The organism is Streptomyces sp. NPDC032822, assembly GCF_055578825.1.
In genome coordinates this window covers 50540-74688 of sequence record NZ_JBVIOL010000025.1, presented here as the reverse complement: position 1 = coordinate 74688, position 24149 = coordinate 50540, and the positions used below count along the sequence as shown (strand labels likewise).

The 24149-nt window shown below is 69.2% G+C and carries 22 protein-coding genes and 1 pseudogene; 13 read left to right on the top strand and 10 right to left on the bottom strand.

The features are described from left to right. The first annotated feature begins 855 nt into the window (after positions 1-855). The 8 genes from ACZ5VD_RS39490 (at position 856) to ACZ5VD_RS39455 (ending at position 12487) form a co-directional block, all read left to right on the top strand. Positions 856-1599, top strand: a complete 744-nt coding sequence (locus ACZ5VD_RS39490) for a TnsA-like heteromeric transposase endonuclease subunit (RefSeq protein ID WP_468685279.1) — start codon at positions 856-858, stop codon at positions 1597-1599. Positions 1600-1619: 20 nt separating this feature from the next. Further along, positions 1620-3980, top strand: a complete 2361-nt coding sequence (locus tag ACZ5VD_RS39485) for a transposase (protein WP_468685277.1) — start codon at positions 1620-1622, stop codon at positions 3978-3980. A gap of 126 nt (positions 3981-4106) precedes the next feature. Next, positions 4107-5234, top strand: coding sequence for an AAA family ATPase (locus ACZ5VD_RS39480; RefSeq protein ID WP_468685276.1), 1128 nt, complete (start codon positions 4107-4109; stop codon positions 5232-5234). Positions 5235-5364: 130 nt separating this feature from the next. Beyond that, positions 5365-6660: a hypothetical protein gene (locus tag ACZ5VD_RS39475; RefSeq protein ID WP_468685275.1), complete on the top strand. Its 1296-nt coding sequence runs from the start codon at positions 5365-5367 to the stop codon at positions 6658-6660. Beyond that, on the top strand, positions 6657-7223 hold the full coding sequence (locus tag ACZ5VD_RS39470; RefSeq protein WP_468685274.1) for a hypothetical protein: 567 nt from the start codon (positions 6657-6659) through the stop codon (positions 7221-7223). The genes ACZ5VD_RS39475 and ACZ5VD_RS39470 overlap by 4 nt, the downstream gene beginning before the upstream one ends. 2 nt (positions 7224-7225) lie before the next feature. Then, entirely contained in the window at positions 7226-7852 is a 627-nt protein-coding gene (locus tag ACZ5VD_RS39465) for a hypothetical protein (protein ID WP_468685273.1), read from the top strand. Beyond that, positions 7849-11025 (top strand): coiled-coil domain-containing protein, encoded by a 3177-nt coding sequence (locus tag ACZ5VD_RS39460; protein ID WP_468685272.1) that lies wholly within the window; start codon positions 7849-7851, stop codon positions 11023-11025. Before ACZ5VD_RS39465 ends, ACZ5VD_RS39460 begins: the two co-directional genes overlap by 4 nt. A gap of 1 nt (position 11026) precedes the next feature. Further along, positions 11027-12487 (top strand): Wadjet anti-phage system protein JetD domain-containing protein, encoded by a 1461-nt coding sequence (locus ACZ5VD_RS39455; RefSeq protein ID WP_468685270.1) that lies wholly within the window; start codon positions 11027-11029, stop codon positions 12485-12487. A gap of 320 nt (positions 12488-12807) precedes the next feature. On the opposite strand, the gene ACZ5VD_RS39450 is transcribed toward ACZ5VD_RS39455, so the two are convergent. The 7 genes from ACZ5VD_RS39450 to ACZ5VD_RS39420 all read right to left on the bottom strand — a co-directional run bounded on the left by ACZ5VD_RS39450 (position 12808) and on the right by ACZ5VD_RS39420 (position 19047). Beyond that, positions 12808-13668, bottom strand: a complete 861-nt coding sequence (locus ACZ5VD_RS39450) for a nucleotidyltransferase domain-containing protein (RefSeq protein WP_468685269.1) — start codon at positions 13666-13668, stop codon at positions 12808-12810. Between the two features lie 34 nt (positions 13669-13702). After that, positions 13703-14221, bottom strand: coding sequence for a Mov34/MPN/PAD-1 family protein (locus ACZ5VD_RS39445; protein WP_468685268.1), 519 nt, complete (start codon positions 14219-14221; stop codon positions 13703-13705). After that, entirely contained in the window at positions 14218-15492 is a 1275-nt protein-coding gene (locus ACZ5VD_RS39440) for a HesA/MoeB/ThiF family protein (RefSeq protein WP_468685266.1), read from the bottom strand. Before ACZ5VD_RS39440 ends, ACZ5VD_RS39445 begins: the two co-directional genes overlap by 4 nt. Continuing rightward, positions 15486-16073 (bottom strand): hypothetical protein, encoded by a 588-nt coding sequence (locus ACZ5VD_RS39435; protein WP_468685265.1) that lies wholly within the window; start codon positions 16071-16073, stop codon positions 15486-15488. The genes ACZ5VD_RS39440 and ACZ5VD_RS39435 overlap by 7 nt, the downstream gene beginning before the upstream one ends. Before the next feature lie 5 nt (positions 16074-16078). Then, positions 16079-17047: an SMODS domain-containing nucleotidyltransferase gene (locus ACZ5VD_RS39430; RefSeq protein WP_019064904.1), complete on the bottom strand. Its 969-nt coding sequence runs from the start codon at positions 17045-17047 to the stop codon at positions 16079-16081. Between the two features lie 238 nt (positions 17048-17285). Next, positions 17286-18755, bottom strand: coding sequence for an SAVED domain-containing protein (locus ACZ5VD_RS39425; RefSeq protein WP_468685263.1), 1470 nt, complete (start codon positions 18753-18755; stop codon positions 17286-17288). A 109-nt stretch (positions 18756-18864) separates the two neighbouring features. Continuing rightward, positions 18865-19047 carry a hypothetical protein gene (locus ACZ5VD_RS39420; RefSeq protein ID WP_158711611.1) on the bottom strand — a complete coding sequence of 61 codons (183 nt, stop codon included), beginning with the start codon at positions 19045-19047 and terminating at the stop codon, positions 18865-18867. A 527-nt stretch (positions 19048-19574) separates the two neighbouring features. Here ACZ5VD_RS39420 and ACZ5VD_RS39415 point away from each other — a divergent pair. The 5 genes from ACZ5VD_RS39415 (at position 19575) to ACZ5VD_RS39395 (ending at position 22924) form a co-directional block, all read left to right on the top strand. Further along, on the top strand, positions 19575-20108 hold the full coding sequence (locus tag ACZ5VD_RS39415; protein ID WP_468685261.1) for a hypothetical protein: 534 nt from the start codon (positions 19575-19577) through the stop codon (positions 20106-20108). A gap of 105 nt (positions 20109-20213) precedes the next feature. Further along, positions 20214-20657 (top strand): hypothetical protein, encoded by a 444-nt coding sequence (locus ACZ5VD_RS39410; protein ID WP_468554934.1) that lies wholly within the window; start codon positions 20214-20216, stop codon positions 20655-20657. 252 nt (positions 20658-20909) lie between these two features. Then, the gene (locus ACZ5VD_RS39405; protein WP_468685260.1) at positions 20910-22142 is read left to right on the top strand and encodes an MFS transporter; all 1233 of its coding nucleotides are present in this window, start codon (positions 20910-20912) and stop codon (positions 22140-22142) included. Positions 22143-22391: 249 nt separating this feature from the next. Next, positions 22392-22613: a hypothetical protein gene (locus ACZ5VD_RS39400; RefSeq protein ID WP_468685258.1), complete on the top strand. Its 222-nt coding sequence runs from the start codon at positions 22392-22394 to the stop codon at positions 22611-22613. After that, positions 22589-22924: a hypothetical protein gene (locus ACZ5VD_RS39395; RefSeq protein WP_468554931.1), complete on the top strand. Its 336-nt coding sequence runs from the start codon at positions 22589-22591 to the stop codon at positions 22922-22924. The genes ACZ5VD_RS39400 and ACZ5VD_RS39395 overlap by 25 nt, the downstream gene beginning before the upstream one ends. Positions 22925-22953: 29 nt before the next feature. On the opposite strand, the gene ACZ5VD_RS39390 is transcribed toward ACZ5VD_RS39395, so the two are convergent. From ACZ5VD_RS39390 to ACZ5VD_RS39380, 3 genes and pseudogenes are all read right to left on the bottom strand, one after another. Then, on the bottom strand, positions 22954-23559 hold the full coding sequence (locus ACZ5VD_RS39390) for a transposase (RefSeq protein WP_468685256.1): 606 nt from the start codon (positions 23557-23559) through the stop codon (positions 22954-22956). Positions 23560-23675: 116 nt separating this feature from the next. Beyond that, positions 23676-23723, bottom strand: a pseudogene (locus ACZ5VD_RS39385) (hypothetical protein); the annotation flags it as partial. Continuing rightward, positions 23724-24095: a helix-turn-helix domain-containing protein gene (locus ACZ5VD_RS39380; protein WP_468685254.1), complete on the bottom strand. Its 372-nt coding sequence runs from the start codon at positions 24093-24095 to the stop codon at positions 23724-23726. Positions 24096-24149 lie beyond the last annotated feature (54 nt).

The following is a 24149-nucleotide window of genomic DNA, read 5'->3' as shown; positions in this document are numbered from 1 at the left end:
CAGCCGGTATAGCAGCAGGGGGTTAATGGGGTGACTGTTGTGTTTTTTTGTTGCGCACGGGATTTTTGCGGAACAGCTTTTTTCAGCCCTCTGTGCACGCACAACGGTTCGCGAGGGCTGGACTGGCTCCGGAAGCGGTGACAGGAGCAGCAGGGGTGGCGGTACATCAACACGTCGGCGAGCAGTTCACCCTCCAGCCGCTCGCCGCGGATGCCTCGTCGTCTCCTCTACCCCGACGTGATCGAAGTCGTTCAGCCTGCGGCCCCTTTTGCAAGGGGGCCGCAGATAGCTGCTGGGCGCCGGGATTCCGCCGCGGCGCATCCGCTACGAGGCAATCCGAAGTCGGCTGCGTGGTGGGCGAGTTTCGCAGCCGAGCCGACGCGCAGGACGCCGCTCGGGCAGCACTCTGTCGGCGACCTCGTGGCAGATGGTGAGGTGGGGGCCCTGGAAGCCTTCGCGGTGCCAGACCTACGCGGTCCGTCTGCCTCTCCCCCTTGTCTGCCCGGGGCCTCATGTTCCGTACGGGAAGGGGGTGGCCGGTTCCCCTTAATCGCAGGTTTGTTCACCCTTTCAGGCGTATCCGGCGGGCTGGGAGGTTGTCACGGCACAGCGCGGAGCAGCATGGGGGGATGCCTGGCTGTTGCGGCAGCGATCGTCGCCGGGAGAGACGCAGAGTGGGTGAACAGGTGGTGAGAGCTTGACTGTTCGGCCCCATCAGCCGCTGCCGTTACGGCGAGAGCCGACGGCGGGCGGTTTCGTCGGCCGGCTGGCGCATGGTCAGGGACGGGAGTCGGAGGAGCTGTCGGCCGGGCAGGTGTGCGGGGCCGTGCGGCGGCGCGGCAGGGGGTGGGCGGTGTGAGCGCGGCGAAGGTTCCCGGCGACCTGCTGGGCGGCGCGAGGCAGGGTGTCGTGGCTCTGTACCGCGAGCCGTACGGGCCAGTGCACTTGTGCAGCGCGGCGGAGCTTCGGGGGGTGGTGCTGGAGGAGTTCGGGCCGGTGAGCGAGCCGGTGCCCTATCGGGGCCGCAAGGGCATCATCACCTACTGGCCGGTGGCGACCCGGGAGCAGACCGTGGTGTGCAGCAGTCTGCGGCAGTGGCGGATGGCGGTGGAGCTGGACTTCGAGCCGGCCTGGGCGGCGTTCAGTGCCGGCCCGGTGGAACTGCGCTGGCGGGCGGGAGGCCGACTTCGCCGGTGGCGCCCGGATTTCCTCGCCCGCACGGCCGATGGCGTGCGTGAGGTACTGGTGCTGGTGCCACCCAGTCAGGAGAGCCTGCCTGCGGTGAGGCTTCAGGTGCTTGAGGAGGTGGCGCGGGCGGCCGGGTGGCGGGTGCGGCAGGTGCGTGAGCCGGCGGGAGTACGTGGGCGCAACCTGGCATGGCTGGCCGGCTACCGGTTCCCCGAAGGCGACGAGAACGGCCAGGGGCATGCACTGCTGGAGGCGTTCAGGCAGCCGGCAGGTCTGCGGGCGGGGGTCGCGGCGAGCGGGCTGGACGAGCTGACGGGGCTGGACCTCGCCTACCGGATGCTCTGGCAGCGGCGGCTGCTGTTCGACATCGCGCAGCCGCTGCTGCCCGATGCCGTGGCCTGGACGGCCTGAGGACCGGAAGGGGGCGGCGCATGGCGGGAACGGGTGAGGGCCGGCGTGCGGGGTCGCTGTGCATCGGGGCGCGGGTGCGCTGGCAGGCGCGCGAGTGGGAGGTGGTGGAGTGGCAGGGGTCGCAGGTCACCCTGGTACCGCGGGACGGTGCGGAGGCGCCCCGGGCGGTGTCCTACCGGTGGTTGGTGGGCGCGGAGGACTTCGCCGTCGTCAGCGGCAGTGGGGCACCGGTCGCCGGCGGGGCGGCCCTTGGCGGGTGGGGGCGGCAGGAGGGGCAGGAGGAGGAGGCCGCGCTGTGGCAGGCGCGGATGGTGGAGATCGACACCGGTCTGGCGCCGGGCCGCAGCGAGCATGAGCGGGGATTCGGGCCGGGAACGACGCTGGCCCAGCGGTGCGCCGCGATGTCGTCGCGGCTGGCCGCCGACGGCATCCGCTGCTCCGCCCACACCCTCGCCGACAAGCGGCGCAAATGGAAAGCGGCCGGGGAGAACCCGGTCGTCCTGCTGCCCACGGCGCGGGACAAACGGCCGGGGGGCTTCACCGACCCGCGGTGTCTGACCGCCATGCAGGAGGTGGTGGCCCAGCGCGCACACGCGTCGGACGTGACCATCGACCTGATCCGCGAGGAGGTCGAGGATCTCCTGCACGAGCGCTACGGAAAGGAACTCGGCGATCCGGCCGCCGTGGCGGCTCTGCTGCCCTCCCGTTCCACCTTCTACCTGCGGATGAAGGAGTCCGGCCTGGCCGACGTCCTGGACCAGCCGACACGGGCCCGGGCCGCCCTGGCATCCACCCCGCCCCTGCCCCACGGCGGGCGCGAGGCCGTGCTGCGGCCGGGACAGGTCACTCAGATCGACACCACGCCGCTGCGAATCCTGGCCCACGGCGACGACGGCCGGCCCACCGCCACGGAGATGAGCACGCTGATCGACGTGGCCAGTCACAGCATGTGCGCGCTGATGATCACGCCCAGCCGTCCCCGGGACGCCGAGAGCGGACAAGCCGGGCAGGCGACCCGGGCGATCGACCTGACCCTGATGCTGGCCCAGGCCTTCGCGCCCTGGCCTGTGATGCCCGGCTGGGACCCGCTGAGCGCGGCCGCCGCCTCCACCCTGCCGTTCGGGGCGCTGCGCGCGGCGGACGAACGGTTCACCGAGGCCACCGCCGCCCGCCCGGTCATCCGCCCCGAACTGATCATCTACGACCAGGGCAGCCCCTACGTGAGCGAGCACTTCACCGAGGTCTGCGACCGGCTGCGCATCGCCCGCCGCCCGGCGCGCAAGAGGACCGGGCCCGACAAGCCGCTCGTCGAGCACTCCTTCACCACCCTCGCGCACCGCTTCAGCCAGTACGTGCGGCACGGCTGGCAGGGCCGCAGCCACAAAAAGCGCGGCCGCGGCATCGAACGGATGTCGCTGTACACGATCGCCGAACTCCAGCAGATGGCCCAGGAATGGGTGGCCCTGGAGTACCAGCGGACCCCCGACGCGGGACTGCGCGATCCGTTCCGGCCCGGCGTCGTGCTGTCGCCCAACGACATGTACGCCGTCCAGGTGGCCCGCAGCGGCTACCGGCCCGTGCCGCTCTCCCCCGCCCAGAACCGCTTCTTCCTGCTGTCGCGCCAGGTCGTCCCCGGCAAGGGCGGCTTCATGATCAACTATCGGACCTATCAGCCCGTCGCGCAGGACGCCGCCCACTACCGGGAGATCCTCCTGCGCGGCGGCTCGAAGCTGCCCGGCGCAGAGAACAAGTGGGAATGCCGTTTCAACCCCTACCGTCCCGAGCGGGTGTGGCTGTACGACCACACGGCCGACACCTGGGTGACCTGCGACTTCCGGCTGCGGCACCTGCTCACCGACCCGTGGACCGCGGACATGTGGCAGGAGCACGCCGAGCAGCACCGCGCGGCCGGCGGCAGCGAACAGGACGAAGAGGCGATCGCCCTGTCCCTGGCACAGCGCGACCGGCGCCGCCGCAGCCGCAGGCCGCCACCCAAGCGCACCGGAGCCGAACCACCCTTCCAGGGGCTGGAGTTGGAGACCGAGCAGCCCTCCCAGGACCCCTACGCGGGCCTGGAGGAGTTCGACCTGTCGACGCTGCGTCCCTACCCGGCGTTGCCCATCTCCCCCCTGGCGCCCCCGCCCGCGCCCCTCTCCCCCGCGCTGCCTGCAGGCACGGGCGGCGCGGACCGGCCGTCGGACAGCGGGCAGGCCCCGCATCCGCTGGCAGCGCTCTTCCCCGACGACGGCGACGGCAGTCCTCCGGACGCCCCCACGGCCGGAACACCGGCAGCTGCCTACGAGGTCGTCGAGGCGGAACTCCTCGACGACCTCGATCCGGACGGTGATGACGGTGACGAGGACGACGTATGGGAGATGTAGACGACCGGGGCAGGGGCCGTAAATGACGCAGCCGCAGGCCGGCCCGGGCGCAGACACGTTTTCCGGTCCGGAGTCGGTCTGTCGGTCTGTCGGTGTAGGGCAGGGCCGTGACGAGAGAGAAGCGTGATGAAGGCATCCGTCGAACTGCGTGACAAACGTGAAGCCCGTCTGCGTCAGCAGCTGAAGGACACCCCGATGCGGCCTCTGCCGCTGTTCCAGCTCACCGGCTGGACCCACTTCGTCGACGAGAAAGTGGAGCCGCCCGTCCTGGCGGCGGGCAGCAGTCCCGCCACGGACAGGAAGAAGGACGAACAGGCCATCGCCTACCACCGGCATCTGCGGATGGTGCCCACCGACGCGACGACCTACATGCAGGAGACGGTCGTCGAGGCGATCCACCGCAACAGCGGAGGCCGTGACGGGCTCATGGACCAAGTCATCGACGGCCCCCCGGGCACCGGCAAGACCTGCCTGCTGCGGGCGATGGGACGCACCGCCCAGAAAGAGATCGAAGCCACCACGAACGGCCGGCAGAAGAACACGATCCCGGTGGTGCACATCACCACCCCCGCAGACCCGGAGCCGAGGGTGAACTGGCTCTGGGAGATCGGCTCCTACCTGGGTCTCAACCCCGAGCCGAAGAACCTCCAGGAAGTCCTGGACATGCGCAAGCACCAGGACGTGACCCTGCCGGTCAACTACGTCCTGGAGACGGCGCAGACCCGCCTGCTGCTCATCGACGACATCAACCGCGCCTCGCCGCAGCACCTGGCGAACGTGCTGCCCTACTTCGACTACCTGCGCGACAAGCTGGGCATCTCGCTCGTCTTCTGCGGCACCGGCGCCAGCTACCGCCTGCACCAGGCCCGCATTCTGGCCCAGGACCTCACCCGGGTCAGCGAGGAGAACAAGGTACGGCTCGAACAGGCGGGACAGCCAGCCGGACCCGTCTCACCCTCCCCCACCGCGCTGTTGCCGGTGACCTGGCTGCACCCCCTACCCCTGGGCACCAAGAAGGAGGAACAGGAGATGTTCCGGCGCGTACTGGCGAGCTTCGAGGCCGACCTGAGCCTGCACCGGCTCGAGGGAAACGCCCTCAGCAAACACGCCGCCGAACTGCACCAGCGCACCGGCGGCTACTTCAAAGCTCTCACCTACGTCGTCTCCACCGCCGCCGTCATCGCGATCCGCAGCGGCAGCGAGAACATCACCATGAAAGAAATCGACGCCGCGACAGCCCAGATCCGCTCCTGAAACGAGGGTTTGCGCCATCCGTTGTGAATGTGGCGGATATTGGTGATGTGGCAGCAGGCAGCGCCCGCGGCGGATAGGTTCGGCCCCTTGGAGGAGGGTGCGGGGGCGCCTGGCCGGTTCTGGGGGGAGCTTGTCTGCACAGGAGAGCGGCTTCGAGCAGGGGGATCTGTTCGATGGTGCTGCCGCTGGGGTTCGCAGTGACCCGTTGGACTTCGTGCGGCCGTTTGTTGCACCGGTGGCGTCGACGGTGGGTGCGGTCTCGGACGATCTTTTGTCGTTGCAGCTGGCCGAGGCGATTCACGATGCGTTTGGTGATCTTGCCTCCGATCGGGGGCTGACCCGGCAGGAGATTGCTGCAGCGTGTGCTCCGGTGGCCTCGGGCGAGGTCTTTGATGCCCGGTTCCGGGTCTTTGCGGAGCTGGGGATGCTGGAGCAGGCCCGCGGCAAGGCATACGAGGGGCGCTATGTCTTCAATCCGACCAGCGGTGCGGCCTTGTTGGTCTTCGAGCGGCTGGCGGAAGCCGGCGGCGTCGAGGAGATCATGACCCTGCTGGACCGTACGCAGGTCGGTCTGGCGCAGGGCTTGTTGAGTGAGGATCAGCTGGCCGGGCGGCTGCGGCGAGTGCGGCGTGATCTGTCCATCACCACCGCGCATCTGCTGCGGCTGGTGCGGTCCAAGCCTATCGAGGAGCTGGTGGGTGAGCGTCACCATCACCAGTCCAAGGCCGTGTTGCTGGACCACGCAAAGCAGTTGGTCAAAGCCGTCAGCAACCGCTTCCCGCGATTGAGAGCGTCGGGGACGCGATTGATCGATGAGGCGCTTCACTATTCGGCGGCCGTGGATGAGTTCTCCGACCGGCTGCTGCAACAGGTGCGTGCCCGGCGGGACTTCAGCATGCTGCTGCCGGAGCAGTACCTGTCGGCGGCCTTGGGCGCGCCGGTGGACGCGCTCGCGAAGGCGTTCGCTGCCACGGTGTTTGATCCCGCCAGCGTGGAGATCACCGCGGCGCAGGTGCTCGTGGCCGCCGGGGAGCGGCGGCCACCGGCCCCCCGGCGGCGGCCAGCGCGGCCGGCTCCGCTCCCCCCGGGTCCTGATCCGGTGGAAGCGGCGCGGGAGAAGGCGCTGCTATTGCGCCGGCGGCGCTCGGCGTCGATGGAGTCGTTGGCCAGGGGCGGGCAGGAGGCAGACCTGACCGGGACGCTGGGAGCACTGCCATGGCGTGCGGCGATCGCCACGGTGGTGGACTTGCTGCAGGCGTCTGCGGACCCGGCGACACCGTTCTTCGTGGAGATCGGCGAGGAGATCCTCGTCGATCCGGCCGAGGCGGTCACCTATGCCAGTCCGCTGTCCTTGTACCGGCTGCCGCAGGACGTGTCGGGTGCGGTGGGCGGGGACTCTTCGGCCGTGCAGGATGGGCCGGCATGAACGATGACGCCTATCTGCTGGCCCGGGCCCGGGCCAGACGGGTCGTGCCGCTGGCCGCGGGTGCGGCGGATGGGCTGTCGGTGCTGCGGCGGGCCGCCGACGATGTGCAGCGGCGCCTTGTCGAGGTGGAGTCGGCTGGTGGCCCAGGGGTCATGGTGCGTTGGGCGCCGGACGTGGAGCCGGTCAGTGGTGTGGTGGGCGATCCGCTGACGCATCGGGAGGCGACGCCGTCGCAACTGCTGACGCTGGGAGCGGCTGTGCGCCTGTGCTGGCCCGATCCGGAGCGGCCGCTGTACCCCGGGGGCGTGGTGGCCGAGGCGGAGGTGCTGGCGGCCTGTGCTCCGCCTGGGGATGGTCTGCTGCGGGAAGGCATGGCGCTCATCGCGCAGACCTCGGCGTATCGCAGCGCGCTGCGGGTCCTGCGCGCATGGGGCTACCTGGCCGCCGATGCCGGGGACGGCACTGTGCGGCTGGGGCCGATGGTGGCCGCGTGGAGCGAGCGGGATGTCGATGAGTTGCGGAACGGCTACTGCCTGCTGCCCTGCCAGGTGGAGGAGGGGTAGACGTGGAGGTGCGGTATCTGGAGGCGCTGCCGGAGCAGCGCCGTGCAGAGGTGCGGGCGGCTGTGTGCGCGGTGGAAACCGCGCGGTGGCCGGTGCCGTCGGCGCGTTTCCGAGCGTTGGCAGAGGTGCCGCTGCGCAGGGTGGTGGAGGAGGTATTGGCTGCCTCGGGCCGGGCGCTGCTCGGTGTGGGAGAGGGATTCCTGTCCGGCTATGACGACACGGTCAGGGTGCGGCTGGCCGATGAGGGTGTCGGTGTCCTGCCTGTTGAGGACCGTGCGGTGCTGACGCTGGTGTTGCTGTTCAGCGTCGCTGTCCCGCGCGCTGGTGGCAGTGTCCTGCCGCAGGCCTTGTGGACTCAGGGGGAGCCGGTGAGCCGGGAGCGGTTGAAGGAGTCCGCAGTACCCGACGGGGTCGTGGACGCCGCGCTGAGCCGTCTTGCCGCCGCCGACCTGGTGCGGTCCACCAGTTCGGGGATCGTGCTGGGCAGCCAGTTGCTGCGGTTGACGCCGGCAGCCCAAGCGGACCTGTTCGAACAGCTGGTGCTGCTGGCCGAGCCGAGGGGGGTCATGGCCGAGTCGATATGGCGGCGCCGGGCCCGCGCCGCCGGCCAGGAAAGGCAGGAGCCATGAACGACACATGGACTCAGGACAGGACCGAGGAGCCGGGCGAGGACGGGGAGGAGGGACTGCCCGAGCTCGTCGAGCACCGCGGCATCGTCGGCGGCCGTCATCTGGTGGCGGTCCAGACGTTCGACATCGCCCGGCTGACCACCCACGCGGTGCCGGTGGTGCCCGAGACGTTCGTCGCCGTGTCCGGGATGGGCCCCAAGGACGACTCCAACGGCTCGGGCAAGACCTCGTTCCTCATCGCGGTCTCGTTGCTGCTGGCCGATCCTCAGTGGCGGTTGGAGTCCAACCACGGGCTGTACGCCAGCGGGATCCTGTTCAAGCCCGATGCGGCCGGGGTGGATCGGGCCCAGCAGATGCCTGCTGCCTCGCACGGTTACGTGGTCGGCGTCTTCGCGCACGACAGGTCCGGCCCCTACCACGCGGACGGTGCGGTCACCGGCGACGAGCTCGGGGAGGGGGTGCTGACGGTGTGGGTGCGCATCGCCACGTCCGCCCCGTACGTCCAGGCCAACTGGGCTGAGGGCGTCCACGTGGCCGATGACGCGTCCGATGCCGAGCGTGCGGTGCAGGCGGATGCCCTGTGGCAGGAGTTGGGCAGTGCGAGCCGGCTGTCGGCACGTCGGATGGCCGATGCCCTCTACGGCAACGCACCGCGGTGCCTGACCTACCTCGACACGCCGCTGCGCCCGGCGGTGCCCTCGCTGCTCAGCCAGCAGATGACCGCGATGGAACCGCACGACATCGGGGAGGCTCTGATCGCACTATCCGGTATGTCCCATCTCCTGGAGCAGGAGGGTGCCCGCCGCGGCAAGGCCCTGGAACATGCCGCGCAGCTGGAGAAGGCGCGCGATGAGCACGCGCTGGCCCTGGCGGACGAGGAGACGGTGCTTGAGGGCGTGCGGGCACGTGTCGCTGCGCGCGGTGCGTTGGAGGAAGGACGCCATGCGTGGCGGCACTATGTGGCTGCCTGCTACCTGCAGGCAGCCACAGCCGACCGGAAGCTGGCGGCTGACTTGGAGGACAAAGAGCAGCGGGTGGCGCAGGCGCGGACGCTGGTCGCCGGCGCCGAGGAGAGGCTGCGCGAGCTGACGGCGGCAACCGGACTGGCCGCGGCTGCTAGCGCCGCCCGCCAGAAGTGGGTGGACGCCAGGCAAATCACCGAGGAGGCCGCCGCACAACGAACATCGGCGGCTACCCGGCGGGACATCGTCCGCCGGGACATGGCTCCCCTGCGGCCGAGCGCCAGCTTGTGGCAGGGAACTCCGGTTGCCGATGCCCGGGGCGCGCTGGAAGCCGCCCGGAACGCACTGTATGCGGCGCGGCAGGAGAAGGCCGGCGCAGACAGCGCCCTTTCACAGGCCCTGCGGCTGGAGGACGCGGCCCGTCAGGGACGCAGTGGGGTCGCGGGTCAGGCCCTGGAGATCCTCGACGGCCACGGCATCAGCGCCGCCGGATTGATGGACCAACTGCAACTGGAGGAGCTGGCCCGTGCGCAGTGGGAAGCGCGTCTGTGGCCCTGGCGCGACGCCGTGGTGGTGCCGTGCGGCGAAGCCGAATGCGCTCGGAAGTTTCTGCGTGGCCTGCCCGGTGCCCAGGTCATCGCCGCCGATCCCACCGACGGGACGGGAGGTGCCGGGGATGTCCTGCCCCAGGGGGTGCGCAGCGGCAGGGCGCTGGCAGGATTCCTCGGCATGTTGCAGGAGCGCATGACGGCTCTGGATGACCCGCCGGCGGCCTACGATGCCGGTCTTTCGTTGGCGGTCGTCGGCGGCTTCCAGGCTCCGATCGCCGGACGGGACGCTCGCGTGGCCCAGGCCGTCGCGCACCGGCGCCAGTGCGCGGACGACGTGTCTGCGGCAGTTGAGGGCCTGGGCACGGCTAAATCGGAGTTCGAGATCGCCGAGATCGAGCACAATGCGGCCGTGGCGGCACGGGATCTGGCCGCCCTGGAAGAGCGTGCCTCCACCTTGAAGGACGCAATCACCGAGGCCGACGGCAAAGTCACCGCTGCCCGGGACGCCGAAGAGGGACTGCACGACGTGTGGGAGCAGGCCCAGAGCGCAGTGGCGGCCCACGACCAGGCGGTGACGGCTGCGAAGCTCACCCGGGACGCGGCTTCCAAGGCATACAAGGAGCAGATCAAGGAGCACACGGCGCTGGTCAGGGCCCGTGCCGAGATCGCCTGCACGCAGTGGCAGCAGCTGTGGAGCGCCTCCGCCGAGGAGGCGGCTGAGCTCCTGGAGGCCACCGATCCCGGCACGCCGACGCCCCGGCCCGGCCGGCTGCGGCGAAAAGTCGAGGATCATCTGCGGGACGCGTACGAGCACTACGGTCTGCCGGCTGGCGCTGTGGCCGGTGTCGACGAGGACCTGCTGCTGGCGCAGCGCCTGCGGGCCGCCTTCGCGGAGGAGGAGGAGGCCGCGCTGCCGCGCACGGTTTTCGGCGAGGTGGCCGCGCCCTTGCAGATCCGGCTGGACGGCCACGCCGACAAAGACGCCGTCGAAGCCGCCCGGATCGCCTCCGGCCGCTCCTTACGCGAGCAGGCCCTGGCCAAGCTCACCACTGCCGCAGAGCGCAGCGAGCACACCCTCCAAGCGCTGCAGGACATGATCGAGCATCATGTCGAAGGTTTGTTTGCGCAGATCAGCGAAGCCTTCAACGTGTTGGACCGGCAGCGGGGCGGTGACGGTGCGCGCCTGGAATACCACAGTGTGCGGCCCGAGGGTGCCAGGCCCTGGCTGTGGCAGGTGACACCGCGCTGGAAACGCTCCCCCCGCGGCGCCTTCGTGCACTACCGGGAGAACGCCAACGGCGCCCAGGTGAAGGTGCATGCCATCCAGCTGGTCCTGGCCGCGGTGCTGGCCGATGCCGAGACCAGGGGCCGAGTGCTGATCCTGGACGAGCTCGGCAACAGCCTGGGCGAGGTCAACCGCAAGGACATGCTCGCCGCGTTGCGGGACGTGGCGCGTCTCCAGCACCTGACCATCCTGGGCACCTGCCAGGACAGTGTGCTGGTGGATGCCGCCGACGTCTGCGACGAGCTGCTGTGGTTCGTCCATGCCTCCTCCTCCGACGCCTACAACCAGCCCACCCGCGCGTGGGGACACGACGCCGACGGCCAGCGTGTGGAACTGACCGCCGACTGGATCAGTGCAGGACGCTCCGATGCCTGACATGCCTGAACCCAGCGCGCACCTCCCCCGTCCCGCCCTGCTGGTCGGCGAAGCCCACGGTCGGCGGGAAGTGCCGCTGCACGGACTTCCCACCGGGGTCATCGCCGTCACCGTGCCCCGCACCCGAAAAGACGGCGACGAGGTCCTCACCCGCGTGCCCGTGGACCGCAAACGGCGCGTCAACCCCACCTTCGTCGACCTCGTCGCCTCCGATCCGGTCCCCGCCTACGACCCGCCGGCCGACCTGGCCGACCGCGATCTGATCAAGGTCCTGACGACCCGGACCCGCAAGCGATGGGCCACCATCGAGGCCGACTTCGGCCAGGAGCAGGCGTGGCGCACGACCACGTCGCTGATCCGCTGCGGTGCCGTCGTCCTGCGCTGCAAGGTCGTCCAGGCCACCGGGTTCGCCCCCGACTCCTGGCAGCTGACCCCGTCCTGGGCATCGCTGAGGGAGGACAAGCTCGCCCAGCTGCGCGGCCACCCCGACCCCTTGCGGCTGCACACCGAGCTGCTGCAAGCGATGGCAGGCATCCCCCAACTGGCTGGCGAACACAACCTGCTGTCCGCCACCACCCCGGCCCGCACCCTGCAGGTTCCCGCGGGCAGCGCCACCGGAACCGGGGACTGGCGGGTGTATGAGGTGGCCGTCAGGTCCGCCGCGGTGTGGTGGGCCGCCCAATCCCGCCCGCAGCCGATGACCGCCAAGGTTCTGGCGGGCAAGAGCATGCGCGACACCAAGTACACGTGGACGCCGGCGCGTCGGCAGGCGTTCGCCAACCTCGTCGGCCGCCCCTTCGACCAGGCGGTGGAAGAGACCGACACGGAGCTGCGCATGCACGGGCCCCTGCGCTGGCGCGTCGATACCGTCATCGCCGACGCCGCAGCCTGCCTCCCCTGGCTGGGACTGCCCGCAGGCGGCCTGCGCAGCCTTGGACTGATCGACTGCTCGGCGGTGGGCGTCTTCCTGGTCGAGAACGAGGACGCCTTCGCACAGGTGTGCAAACTCCCCGATATCGCGGAGCAGTGGCTGTGCATATGGGGCGCCGGCTACGCCACGCACGGCCTGGCCGCGTTCCTCAAGGCGATGGCGCCGCTGCCGGTGGCCGCCTGGCAGGATCTGGACGCCCACGGCATCCAGATCATCGCCAACCTCACCGAGCGCATCGGCCGGCCCATCACCCCGGTGGGCATGGACGTCGACTTCTACAGGAGTGGTACGAAGTACCACCAGAAACCCGAGAAACGGGCGGGCAACCTCAAACTCGCCGAGCGGCTTGCCGTCAGCGGACCGCCCGCACTGCGCGCCCTGGCCGCCGAAATCGCCGCAAACGGCGGCGACGGCTGCGAACACGAAACCCTCTACCACGAGGTCCTGCCAGCTCTGGCGCGCACGCTGGACCAGATCACCGATGGACCCGCCCCGGCCGCCCGGCCGTCCAACGCCGACGGCGCCGTGTGATCGCCACTTGCTGATCGGAATGGTCGACAGCACCGCCATGGACGGGTTGGCCAGGCACTACGCGCAGTACTCGACCTCTAGAAGGTCGGCACGGCGGGCCAGCGGGTTGCCAGCAGGTCGGCTGGCGGTGGTGCGGGGGATTCGCTGAGGCCAGGGTGACGGGGAGGGCGCGTCTGGCGGGACTGTCTCCACGGGAGACCGACGGTGCTGACGAGATGTGGCGCTGCCCTGGCCGTGCGACGGTGTGATCGATGCTCCCGCGCAGTCCGCTTGCGAGTCCGGACCGGAGGAGTCGGGTAGGGAAGATCGTGTATGGAGCGTCAGCGCGCCTTCACGGCGGTGTGGTCGAGGACGGTCAGGTGCAGGGTGTGCAGGGGCCGGGTCCGAGTGGGGCGGATCACCTCGAACCAGTCGCTCACGTCTTCCAGCAGTCGGGGTAGGTAGCCGAAGTCGTGCCAGCCGAGTCCGATCCCCACTGTGGGCGTGGGAGCGCTGTGGTGGCTGTCGGTCAGGGGTTCACCGTGGAGCAGTACGTGGTCGAGGGGGTGTCCGGTGCTCTCCAGATGGGCGAGTGCCCCGGCGGCGGCGCGGCGCAGTGGGCTGGTCTCGGTCCAGCGGTGCAGTGCTTCGAGCGCTGCTGGATGCTGCGGTACCGCGTCGGGCAGGTCGAGGCGGTCGATGCGGACGGCTCCCTGGGAGACCAGGTCGACGAGTTCGATGCGGACTGGTCGTGGGATCCACCGGTCCAGCCCTTCGAATGCCTCGATCATGTGGTCGCGCGGGGCCCGGCCGGCGGTGGGGTCGGGGGTGAGTGCGGCCAGGCGGGCGCGGGCGGCGTCGACGGGTTCGGGGCGGGTCCACAGCACGGTCAGGGGGAAGCCGTCCTCCTCCAGGGTGCTGCGCTCGCGCAAGTGGAGCTGCAGGCCGCGGCTGCGGCCTTTCAAGGCGCGTTTCATCGACCCGGACGGATCACCGCCGTAGGACATGGCATGGACGAACTCGGACGTCAGCCGCTTGTCCGTGCGGTGCTCGACCACGACGTCGACGTCGTGCGGCTCCAGCGCGCCGCGGGCGTAAGAGCCGAACACCAGGACCTGATCGACCAGGCCCAGCGGCCATTCGCCTCCTTCCAGGCGGTCGAGCATCTCGGTCAGCAGCAACGTGGCACGAGCGCGCTTCACGGAAGAAACCTCCAGCGGGGTCCGGCCGGGGTGGTCATGACGGGCCTCCACGGTCACGATGGTCTGTCGGGGACATGAGGTGTACAGGGAGCTGCAGTTGAGTGGCCGTGATCCTGTGGTGGCGGCAGGCCCATGCCTGAACTGCCCAGCCGTCCCGGTGAGGGGCAAGGATGACGGCGATAAGGGTGTGGAACGCCAGTTCCGGGTCGCCCAGGAGCCGGCGGTAGGTGCTTGCATCGCGCGGGCTAGGGGTCGTTGTGGCGCTGGTGGGGTGGGTGTGCCATTCGCCGATCCAGATGCTGCCGTCGTCGGCGAACGCCTGGTCCGCGAATGCTTGAGCATGCGCCAGGTCGCGCAGGAAGGATGTCGGTGTCCGTACTGCGGCGGGGCCGGGGGTGCCTGCGTGACGGACGACGACGGTGTCGCGATCGTGACGGCCCAGAAGGATGCCTCCGGTTTCGGTGGCATGGTCGTTGGTGGCCAGCTCCGTCGTGATGGTGCGGACCGCTCGTGCAGTCAGGCGTACCCGGGTGACCGGCTGCTGGAGGGTCATGGTGTTTCGCACGTGGGGCAGCCCGGTTCGGGGGGTGTCGCGGGTAGCCAGCGCAGTTCGCCCGTGCGGTTCAGGTCGAAGGGCGGGGAGCAGTCGGGCTGGCGGCGCAGTGCCAAGAGCGCGTGTTCGCCGGGCAGCCGCTGGTCGGGGTGCCCGGCGCGTTCCAGGATGGTGGCGACGACTGTTTTGGCGGCGAAATGGGCGACCAGGTGCAGGTCGGGGCCGACTGCGGTCATCGGCCGGTGGCGTGTGCCGGTGCCGTAGCCGGCGTCCAGGGCGGGCTCGGGGTCCATGCCCCCGTTGTTGACCAGTGTCTGGCGGCGGCAGGTCAGGCAGCCGTGGCAGGGCCAGGGTCGGAGCCTGAGTACCTCGCCGATGGCGCCGTCCTGCAGGACGCATGCCAGGACGGCGGTGACGCCTGCACGGCGTGCGAGGTGGCCGGTGGTTCTGCGGGCCGCGACGCCGTCGGCGGTGCACACCACGATGTCGACGGCGGGGAGCAGTGCCCGTACGCGGTCTGCTTGGGTGATCACGTCCCAGGGCAGCGGTTGAACCTGGGTGTCCGGGCGCAGCCGGGTGAGTTCTTCGGCCAGGGCGGTGACTTTGTGGCGGCCGATGTAGCGGCCGGCGCTGGTGTGGCGCACCAGGTTGTGCCAGGACAGGCGGTCGGGGTCCATCAGGGTCAGCTGTCCGATGCCGTAGCCGGCCAGGGCGTGGGCGGTGGCGCTGCCGATGCTGCCGGCCCCGACCAGGAGAGCACGGGTTTTCTGCAGGTGTGCTGCCGGCCAGTGCGGCTCCAGCTGGGCGATGCCGGTGACGGCGGGCTGGATGAGGATGTCGAGCGGGAGGGCGCCTTCGGGGGTGACTTGCCAGGCGGCCAGGTCGGGCAGTGCGGCGTCGGGGAAGGCCTCTGCCAGGCCGGGTGCGTAGGTGATGGCGAGGTAGGGCGTTCCGAAGGTCTGGTAGCCGCCGCGTACGGCGTCCCGGAACGCTGTTCTGGGAATGACCGTGTCCTGGCGTGCGCGGCACTGCGCCCACGCCAGGTGCAGGGCGGGGTCGACCCGGTACCACAGGCTGATGGGAGCGGGGTCGCAGTTGGCAAGGAGCCGTTCGGCGGGCTCGGGGTCGACGGAGACCTTGGGGTTGTTGCCGTCCGACAGGGCGCACACCACGGCCAGTTCATCCGGGGCGCTGACCCGCAGGGTCAGGTGGCCCCATGTGCCGGCCTGGCGGATCGTGGCGGCGGCCAGGTGCGGGAAGAGGATCAGCACGGCGCCTCTGTCTTCGGGCCGGTGTCCGCTTGGCCGGCTGCTGGTGCGGTATCTGTTTGGCCGGCTGCGGGCGGCGGCTGGGAGAAGAAGTGATCGTGGCGGTTGTCGCTGACGATGCCGCAGCGGGACATCTCCTGGATGACGCCGTGTTTCATCAGCGCGTACTCCAGCCGCCATCCAGCCGCTTTGAGGAGCAGGTCGATGAGCGAGTCCCGTCCGGTCCACCAGGCGTGTTCCTGCAGCAGGCACAGGGTGCCGTCTCCGTTGACGTGCCAGCGGGTCTGGGTCCACTCCTGGGGCGGCGGCAGGGGGTCCAGGGGGAGCAGAGCGGGTTCCACCATGGGGTAGGCCTGGTTGTAGGCAACGGTCAGGCGCAGCCCCTCCTCCCCCACCCAGGCGCTGAGGTTCGGCGGTTGCGGGCGGTCGAACGGCCAGCGCGGCAGGACGCCGGTCCAGGTGCCGGCGCCGTCGCTGTTCCACACCAGGCCGCTGAACCGGGCGGTGATCTCGGACTGGTCCCGCTCAAGGCGCCGGGGTTCGGCTTTCCACCATGTGATCGGTTCACGGTCGGACCTGTCCATGGCTGTCATCCCTGGGGTGCGTCCTTGATCGGCCGGGGTGCGACCAGGGCGGGTGTGCCTGTGATCTTCGACGCGGGCTTGGCGGGTGCGGGGAAGCCGTCGCCGAAGATGTCCTGCCACAGTCGCAGCGCACCGTCGGTGTCCCCGGCAGCAGCAGCGGCGCAGGCCCGCTCGGCGAGGTCCGCGGCATCGGCGAACGCGTCGGAGAGTCCGTCGTAGTCCAGGTCGGGCTGCACTTCCCCGCACAGTCCCGCGGGATCCGAGACTCCTTCGTTGACCCTGACCGCGGCGGCGGTGAAGAACGCCTTCAGCCCTTCCGCGCGGCTGCCCTCTTTCGGCATGCACTCCAGCGCGAGGACCTCGACGACCAGGGACTTGATGCGGCCCTGGACCGGCGCACTGTGGCGCCAGTCCTTGAGTACCCGCACCAGCGGACGGAAGTGTTCCCACGCGCCCTGGTGCTCGGCGACCTTGCGGATCAGATACTCCGGATCCGCCGGGACCCAGCAGCGGTTGAGCTTCTCCGGGATCAGCAGGGTGCCGTCGCTCTGGCGCAGTGCCGGCATGACGTCGACCGTGAACGCCTCTTCCTCGTCCTTGTCGTCCAGGAAGCATTTGACCGCGTGGTTGCGCGGCACAGCCAGGCGGACCTCCTGGGCGACGGTGCCGTAGGTCTGGCCCAAAAGCCGGTGGATCTGATCGCCGGCGTGGTCCAGAGCCTCGCCCGCGCTGTCGCCCGGTGCGCCCCAGTCCGGGTGCGCGGTCACGTCGTAGACCACGACGATGTCCACATCGTGGATGGGCTTGAGCTGAGTGCTTCGGCTCAGGGAGCCCGATCCGAACGTCTCCAGGACGTCCTCCTCGCCGGACATAGCCTTCTTGAAGGTGTCCCGGCGTTCGCGCGCCAGCTTGACCTGGTCGATGTCGGCGTTGACCTCTGCCTGGAGCTCATCGAACGCGTCGTTGATCCCCATCACGTGCCTCCTCAGGCTCGCCGTTCAGCCCGAGTGCGCGCCGCCGTCGGCCGTCGGGAGACGGTCAGCGGGTCGAGTTGGAGGCACCGACAGCTGTTCCTTCCGACAAGCCTAGGACCCGCCACTGACAACGCCCCGGCGTCATCCGCCGCCGCCTGCGGGGCGGGGTGGTGCCGGAGCGGTCAGATGTGTGGTGGGTGCCGTGACGTCTGCTTCCTGAGGGTGAGGCGGGTGTGGTTCAGGCGTCCACGGTGAAGGCCGCCTCGTAGACGTCCTCCGTTGCCACGTGCTCGTACACCACAGTGGGGCGCAGCCGGTTCCAGCGGTGTCCGAGGAGGAGGGCGAGACCCATGGGGCAGGCCTGGAAAAGGTGGATCCGGGATGCACCGTGGCTGGCCGTACGGAGAGCGTCACGGATTCCGATGGCCAGGGCGTTGGCAGTGGCGGCGTCCGGGATCGAGTTGTCCTTCGCCCCCGCGGGCGGGCGCAGGACCAGGAGCCGCGATACCGGCAGCTGCCTGTCCTGCAGGAACTTTAGGACATCGGCGGTGGGGTCGGTGGCCACCGCGATAGCAACGGCCAGATCCTGGCCTGCGTCGATCGCGTGCGTCTCCCGGGCGGGAGCGAGCACAGTGTCGTAGGGCTCGGTGGAGGACCAGAGTTGGCCGCGCTGCAGTACGGCCAAGTCGGCTCCGGTGACCATGCGGAAGGCGGTACCGGTCAGGAAGGCGGGCGCAAGACGCAGGCTGCCGGTTACCGCCACAGCGGCTGTCCCCGGGGGAAGCCGGTGAGGCGCCGCCTCGATCTCCTCCTGAAGCTGTGCCCAGGTGGCGGGGGCCTTGGGCCGGCACTTGGAGTAAGCGGTGTCTCCCTCGAAGCGGTCGGCCCAGTCGATGGCGTAGTCGGCGTCGTCGGCCATCGGGTCGGGCTTGAGGGTGGCGATCGACACGACGGCGCGGTTGGGACCGGCCGTGAGCGCGAGCGTCTGGACGGCATCGGTGATCTGGGCCAGTGACAGCGTGCGCTGACCGTTGATCACCTGGCGGGCCACCCAGTCCGCGCCTGCTTGTACGGCAGCCGCGTCGGGGCGAAGGCCCGCAGCGAACATCAACAGTTGCAGGTGTTCGTGGAGGTGGGAGACGTCGCGGGCGATGTCGAAGCGCAGTACGCGCAGCAGGTCGAGAAGTTGTTCTTCGTCCGTCCCGGCGTTCGCCGCCCAGCGGCTGCGGGCCCGGCCTTTCGCGGACCGGGGTCCTTGCTGGCCGGCTTTGGGCATGAGGGTCTGGGTGCGTGGATCGCGCAGCGAGACGAGCGGGTCGGCGGGGTCGGGCGCCCGGTTGCTGATCAGTGCCAGGTCGACGGGCGCCCCGTCGGCGGTCAGACGCTGCCAGCTCTGGGTGATCTTCTTCAGGAGCGAGGTGCCGCCGGAGGTGCTGGGAGTGAACAGGTACGTCTCATTGACGGGGGTGGCGGCGTCGGCGGTGTACTTCACCTGGGCGTAGGTGTGCGGAGGGCTGGCCCGGTAGAGGACAACATCGTCCAGGTTGCCCGCCTGGTCGGCTTCGACACCGACGCCGACGACCGGGTTGGGTGTGCGGAGGGCAGCGTCCCGTAGTGCTGTGACGCAACCCTGCCAGGCCCACAGCCACTGGTATCTATCGCCGGCGATCCGCACACCGGTGGGGCCAGGGGCCGGAAGGTCAGGCATGAGGTCCGCTCCGTGGTCTCGGGGTTGAGCTGCAACTGTTCGCGGGCTTCGATGCCCCATTGCGCAGGGTGGCCGATCTCGGAGCCGTACGACGGGCGGCGGCCGGCCATCACGGGGTGTCGCGCTTGGCCACGGCCGCTGGCAGAGCGTACTGCTGGGCCGGGTCGTGGGAGAGTAGACCCGTGCCACGCTCACGGCTGCGGACGTTCTCATGGACCAGCTCCCCGAGAGCGAAGGGGCAGACACCTGGCTGGTGTACGGCGAGCAGAAGCAGCACATCCACCTCAGTCACACCACGCCTCGCAGACACGGTCCGCGCCCACGAGCCAGCAGCGGGCGCTGGTAGTGCCGGAGCCAGCCAGCACCCCGCTGCCCACCGACGCCGCTGTCACGCTCAAGCGTCATGAACCAAGTGTCGTCACCACCACTGACAAGCGGGCAGGATTTTCGGTCCGGCACCGATACGCTCCCGCAGCCAAGCTCGTAACCACCACGATCCGCCAGACCAACCCTGACCAGCGCATACCTACCCACCCAGGCCACGCAGCCATAAGGAAATCCTGAGCCGATCACTACATTCCGAAGTGATCACTAAACCTGCACCTCAGAGCCTGCCCGCATCCCAACTGCCCCAGGAAAACCCAGGTCAGAACCATGCCGTACCACGGCAAGAGATCCCGAAATGATCACTAGATACACACGTCAGCGCATCCATTCACCTAGTGATCGTTAGCAGATTTGTCATATGGGACGGCTCGCCTGGTCCGGCTGCTGCGGTGTTCCGGCCGGCGCCGGAACCGACGGGTGGTAGAACCGGGCATGACCTTCATAACGCCGGGCATGGCCGCTGCCGGCATCAAGGCCACGGGCAGCGTGGCCAGCGCTCTGATCGGACGGTACCGGCCCACAGGCGTGCCCCGGCTGGGCAGCAACGAGGACCGCGCGGAGGCGTATCGGCGGCTGCTGGACGCCTCCGCCCGCTCGTTCGGCTACGCCTACCAGTTCGCCCACCTCCGGCGTGAGGCCGGGCGGGCGGCGAACAAGGTGTTGCTGGGCCAGTTGCCCCAGGCGTGGGAACTCAGCAGCGAGCTCATCGGCGCGTTGCAGGGCGTGCGGCTGTGCGGCAGCGTGCACGTCATCGCCGCCGCGGAGACCCTTGTTGCCGCGACCGGCGACCTGGACTTGAACGAGAAGAGCGCCGACCGTTTTCAACAGCAGGCCGATGCTGTGGTGGCCGCCAGGGATGCGTTCCTGGACGTCTGCCGGGAAGACCTCGCCTACACCGCCCGCTGGTGGCAGGTGCGTCGGCGGATTAAGGAGCGCCGCTTCCTGCGTGAGCAGGCCGAGCGCTGAGGCCGGGCGCTCTCCGCTCGCGGCACTGCGCCATCGAGGTGAACGGGGCGTGCCCTGCGGCTATGTCTCATGCGCTCGGCTGTCCGCCGGGATAGCGATACGGGCATGGACCTCAATGACGTCATCGATCGCGCAGAGTTGCATGGGGAAGTAGCGCGCCGGTTCGGCAATCCGCCCGTCCCGGGGCGGCGTCGGCACATGGATGCCCGCCTGGCAGGCGCGTGGGCTCTGCTCGAGACCGCGATGAAGACGTATGACCCGGCCAACGCCCAAGGCCTGGTCCGGGCGGCGGCGGAGGCTCACCGGCGGTACACCGCACCAGTCGCCCTGATGACCGCTGGCTTCCTGCACTTCATCTTCCAGGAGCTCGATCCCCACAAGCGGTTGGACGCTGCCCTGCACCTTGCCCCGCAGGTGGAATGGGCCGGCCGTGTCGTGGAGTGCGTGCGGGCAGGACTGGGCGATAAGGATTTCTCACTGCTGATCGAGGGCATCAGCGACATCCTGACCGACCTGGCCGACGAGGCCGAACCGGTCAGCGTGAGGTGACTCCGGCGTTCTCCGCTCGCGTCGCTGCGTCCGGCACCGATGCCCGCCTGAGCCTGTACAGCGCTTCGACGGGCCCGTTCCACCACGGCCGGCTGCCGGACCGCCTGGCCCGCACCAAAGGGAACAGGGCCTACGGGACGAAATGACTCTCCCGCCCAGCGCGGCCAGCCAGCGCGACCTTCTTGCTATTGCAAGTAATATGCAACAAGCTTGACGGGTCCTTACTGCCTGCCTGTGACGTGGAGCCTTGCCATGCCCCGCCTAATACCGGATCCCGGACCGCAGCGCGTCCTTGCGGCCTCGAACTTCGTCTACACCGTGGGCAGCGGCCTCTATCTGACCGCCGGGGTGCTGTATTTCACCGAGGCGGTTCACCTTCCGGCAGACCAGGTGGGGCTCGGGCTCGGCATCGCCGGTCTTGCCGCCCTGGCCCTGGGCGTCGCGGTCGGTCATCTTGCGGACAGATACGGAGCACGTGGTATCTACGCGGCCACCCTTGTGGTCCAGGCGCTGGCCACAGCCGGCTTCGTGTTCGTGGACAGCTTCTGGCCGTTCGTGCTCGCGGTCGGCTCGGCCGCCGGGGCGAAGGCAGCCGGGGTGGCCGCCCGGTCCCCGCTCATCAGGCACTACGGAGGGGACCGCCCACAGGAGTTCCGTGCCTACCTCCGCGCGGTAACCAACGTCGGCATCTCTCTCGGCGCCCTGGGAGCGGGATGGGTTGTTCAAGTAGGCACCCTCACCGCCTACCAGCTCATGGCCATCGGCAACGCGATCGCCTTCGTGGTCTCCGCGGTGCTCCTGGCCTTCCTTCCACCGGTCGCACCCGTCCCTGCCGCCGGCGGACCACGCTGGATCGCCCTCCGTGACCGCCCTTACCTGCTACTCACCATCCTCGACGGCATCATGGCCATCCAGTTCAAGGTACTCACCGTGGCGATCCCGCTCTGGCTGGTCGGTGCTACGAGCGCCCCGCACTGGCTCATCTCGGGCACCATGCTCACTTGCACCGTCATCGTCATCGCATTCCAGGTGCGGGCCAGCCGCAGCGTCGATTCCCCCACGGCCGGCGGACATGCCTACCGTCGGGCAGGCGCAGCCTTTCTGGTCTCGTGCTCGATGATCTCGCTGTCCGCAGGGATAACGGCGTGGGCTGCAGCAACTCTGCTCATCATCGCGGTGGTGATCCACACCGTCGGCGAGCTGTGGCACTCGGCAGCTGGTTTCGAAGTGTCCTTCGCCCTCGCCCCACAGCACGCCACCGGCCAATACCTGGGCGTGTTCGGTCTGGGCGCCGGACTGGCCGAGGCCCTCGGGCCCGGTCTGCTCATCGCGCTCTGCATCACCTGGGGCCGCCCCGGATGGTATGTCGTGGGAACCATGTTCGCGCTGACGGGCCTGACAGCACCATTCGCTGTCCGCTGGGCACAACGCCACCAACACGATCAGACACAGCTTCAATCCACGGGAATGGCGCCAGCAGCCTGACCAGTCCGAAGGAACGGTCCAGCATCGCTACCCGCTGCCACCCCAGTGGGTCCAGATCAAACCGCCCTCCGGGGCCACCTCACGACGCCGGATCTTCACGAACTATCCGTGAACTGGGGCCAGTTGGAGTCGCCCTGATAGGGCCGCTGAACGCCGCCCTATCCAAACTCGGAGCTGGGCTGGCACCACTTCACCGGCCGCCACAACATCAAGAAGTGCTCCACCCTGTACGCGGCCCTGAACGGCCGTGTGGACAGGGACGACCACCACGGCCACCTGGAGTACGACGGCGTCGCGTTCGAGACGGGTGTGCCGAGGCCGCGGCAAGTGAGGTTCACCGTGGTCGTGCAGTACACGCGCAAGACCACGGACGGTCGCTACGATGCCGGTCGCGGTCAGAAGATCGGTGTCATCACGGCGTACTGCCACAACCAGCAGGGAAACAAGTGTCCGACATGGGCCAAGATGTGAACTCCGCTGAACCAGGCATCGAGGAGGCGGCCACCGGCCGTCTGCTCGATCTCGTCCGCTCCTTCGTCACCACGCATGTGTCGTGGAAGCCGCTGTTCATCGGAGCGGTCATCACGGGTGACGATCGGATGCGCCTCTATTTCCGTTCGCCTGAGCGGGACCGCACGTACGGGGTAGATGTACTGACCAGCCATGCCGGGCCCGGCCTGCTCGGCGCTCTGGTCTCCCCGGCATTCCTGGCGAACGAGCATCTGCATCAGCCCTCCGACGATCCGCACTGCGATGTGATCGTGGAACTCACTGACTACTGACGGGGCACTGACGCCGCCCCATGCGCCTGCTAGGTTCTGTCTGACAAATGATCTTGGGTGGGTTCGCGGAGCCAGAGGATGAGTGCCGCGAGGTGGATGCCAGCCTTGTAGCGGTCAGCGAGTTTGTCGAAGCGGGTGGCGATCGCGCGGAACTGCTTGAGGCGGTTGAAGCAGCGTTCGACGACGTTGCGGGCCTTGTAAAGGTGGTCGGGGTCGGTGAAGGCGGTGTTGGCCTGGCTGCTGCGCCGCAGTAGTGACCAGATGCCTTCGACGGGGTTGAGGTCGGGTGCGTAGGCCGACAGGAAGTAGCAGGTGATCCAGTCGTGGGTGTCAACGAACTCCCGCAACCGGCGGTCCTTGTGAACGTTGAGGTTGTCCCACACGAGCACAATGGGTGCGTCGAGTTGCTGGTGGGCGGCGATAAGCAGGTCGCGGTAGTCGGTCCAGGTGAAGCTGCGTCTGCCGCCCCGCTTGTGAACGACGTGCCGCCTGGGCCGGTAGATCAGCCGTGAGCGTTCGCCTCGCTTGTAGCAGGCCAGAGCAGCGATGGAGAAGCGGCGCTGGGATCGTCCCCGGACCCGGATGAGGGGTGTGTGTCCGCGCCTGGCCCAGGTGCGGCTGGTGGGCGGCGCCATCGAGAAGCCGGCTTCGTCTTCGAAGCACAGCCAGGTGTCGAGCGCCGCCACGGACCATCCACCTGCGGCCAGGTCCCCTTCACCCAGCCCGCCACGGCCTCCTCGTCGCACTCGACCGCTCGGCGGGCCGGGACCTGGTGGCTGAAACCATGCCGGTGCAGCATCTACGCGATCGCCGACAGCGTCATGCTCTTGTGGAACCTGCGCCCGATCAACGTCTTTATGCGCACCAGCGTCCATGTCTGGTCCGGCCATCCGTGCGCGACGGGACCCTTGGCGAGCTCCTGCTCGAGCACGGTGAACAGGGCCTCACTCAGCTTGGGCCGTGACACCGGCCCGGCAGACCGCAGTCCCTCGGTGCCGACGTCGTGCCAGGCCCGGCGCCAGCGCTGCACCGAGCGCACACTCACCCGTAAGTCCTTGGCGACCTCGGCGTTGGAGGCACCAGCAGCGAATCGCTCCGCGGCCTCCATCCGGATCCGCTCGCGAAACGCCTGCCGTTCAGGCGTCAGCCCACCACCCTGCGAATATCTCACACAACCGGCATACCGCGACGATGACGCATCGTCAGCCCTCAACGACATCACGCC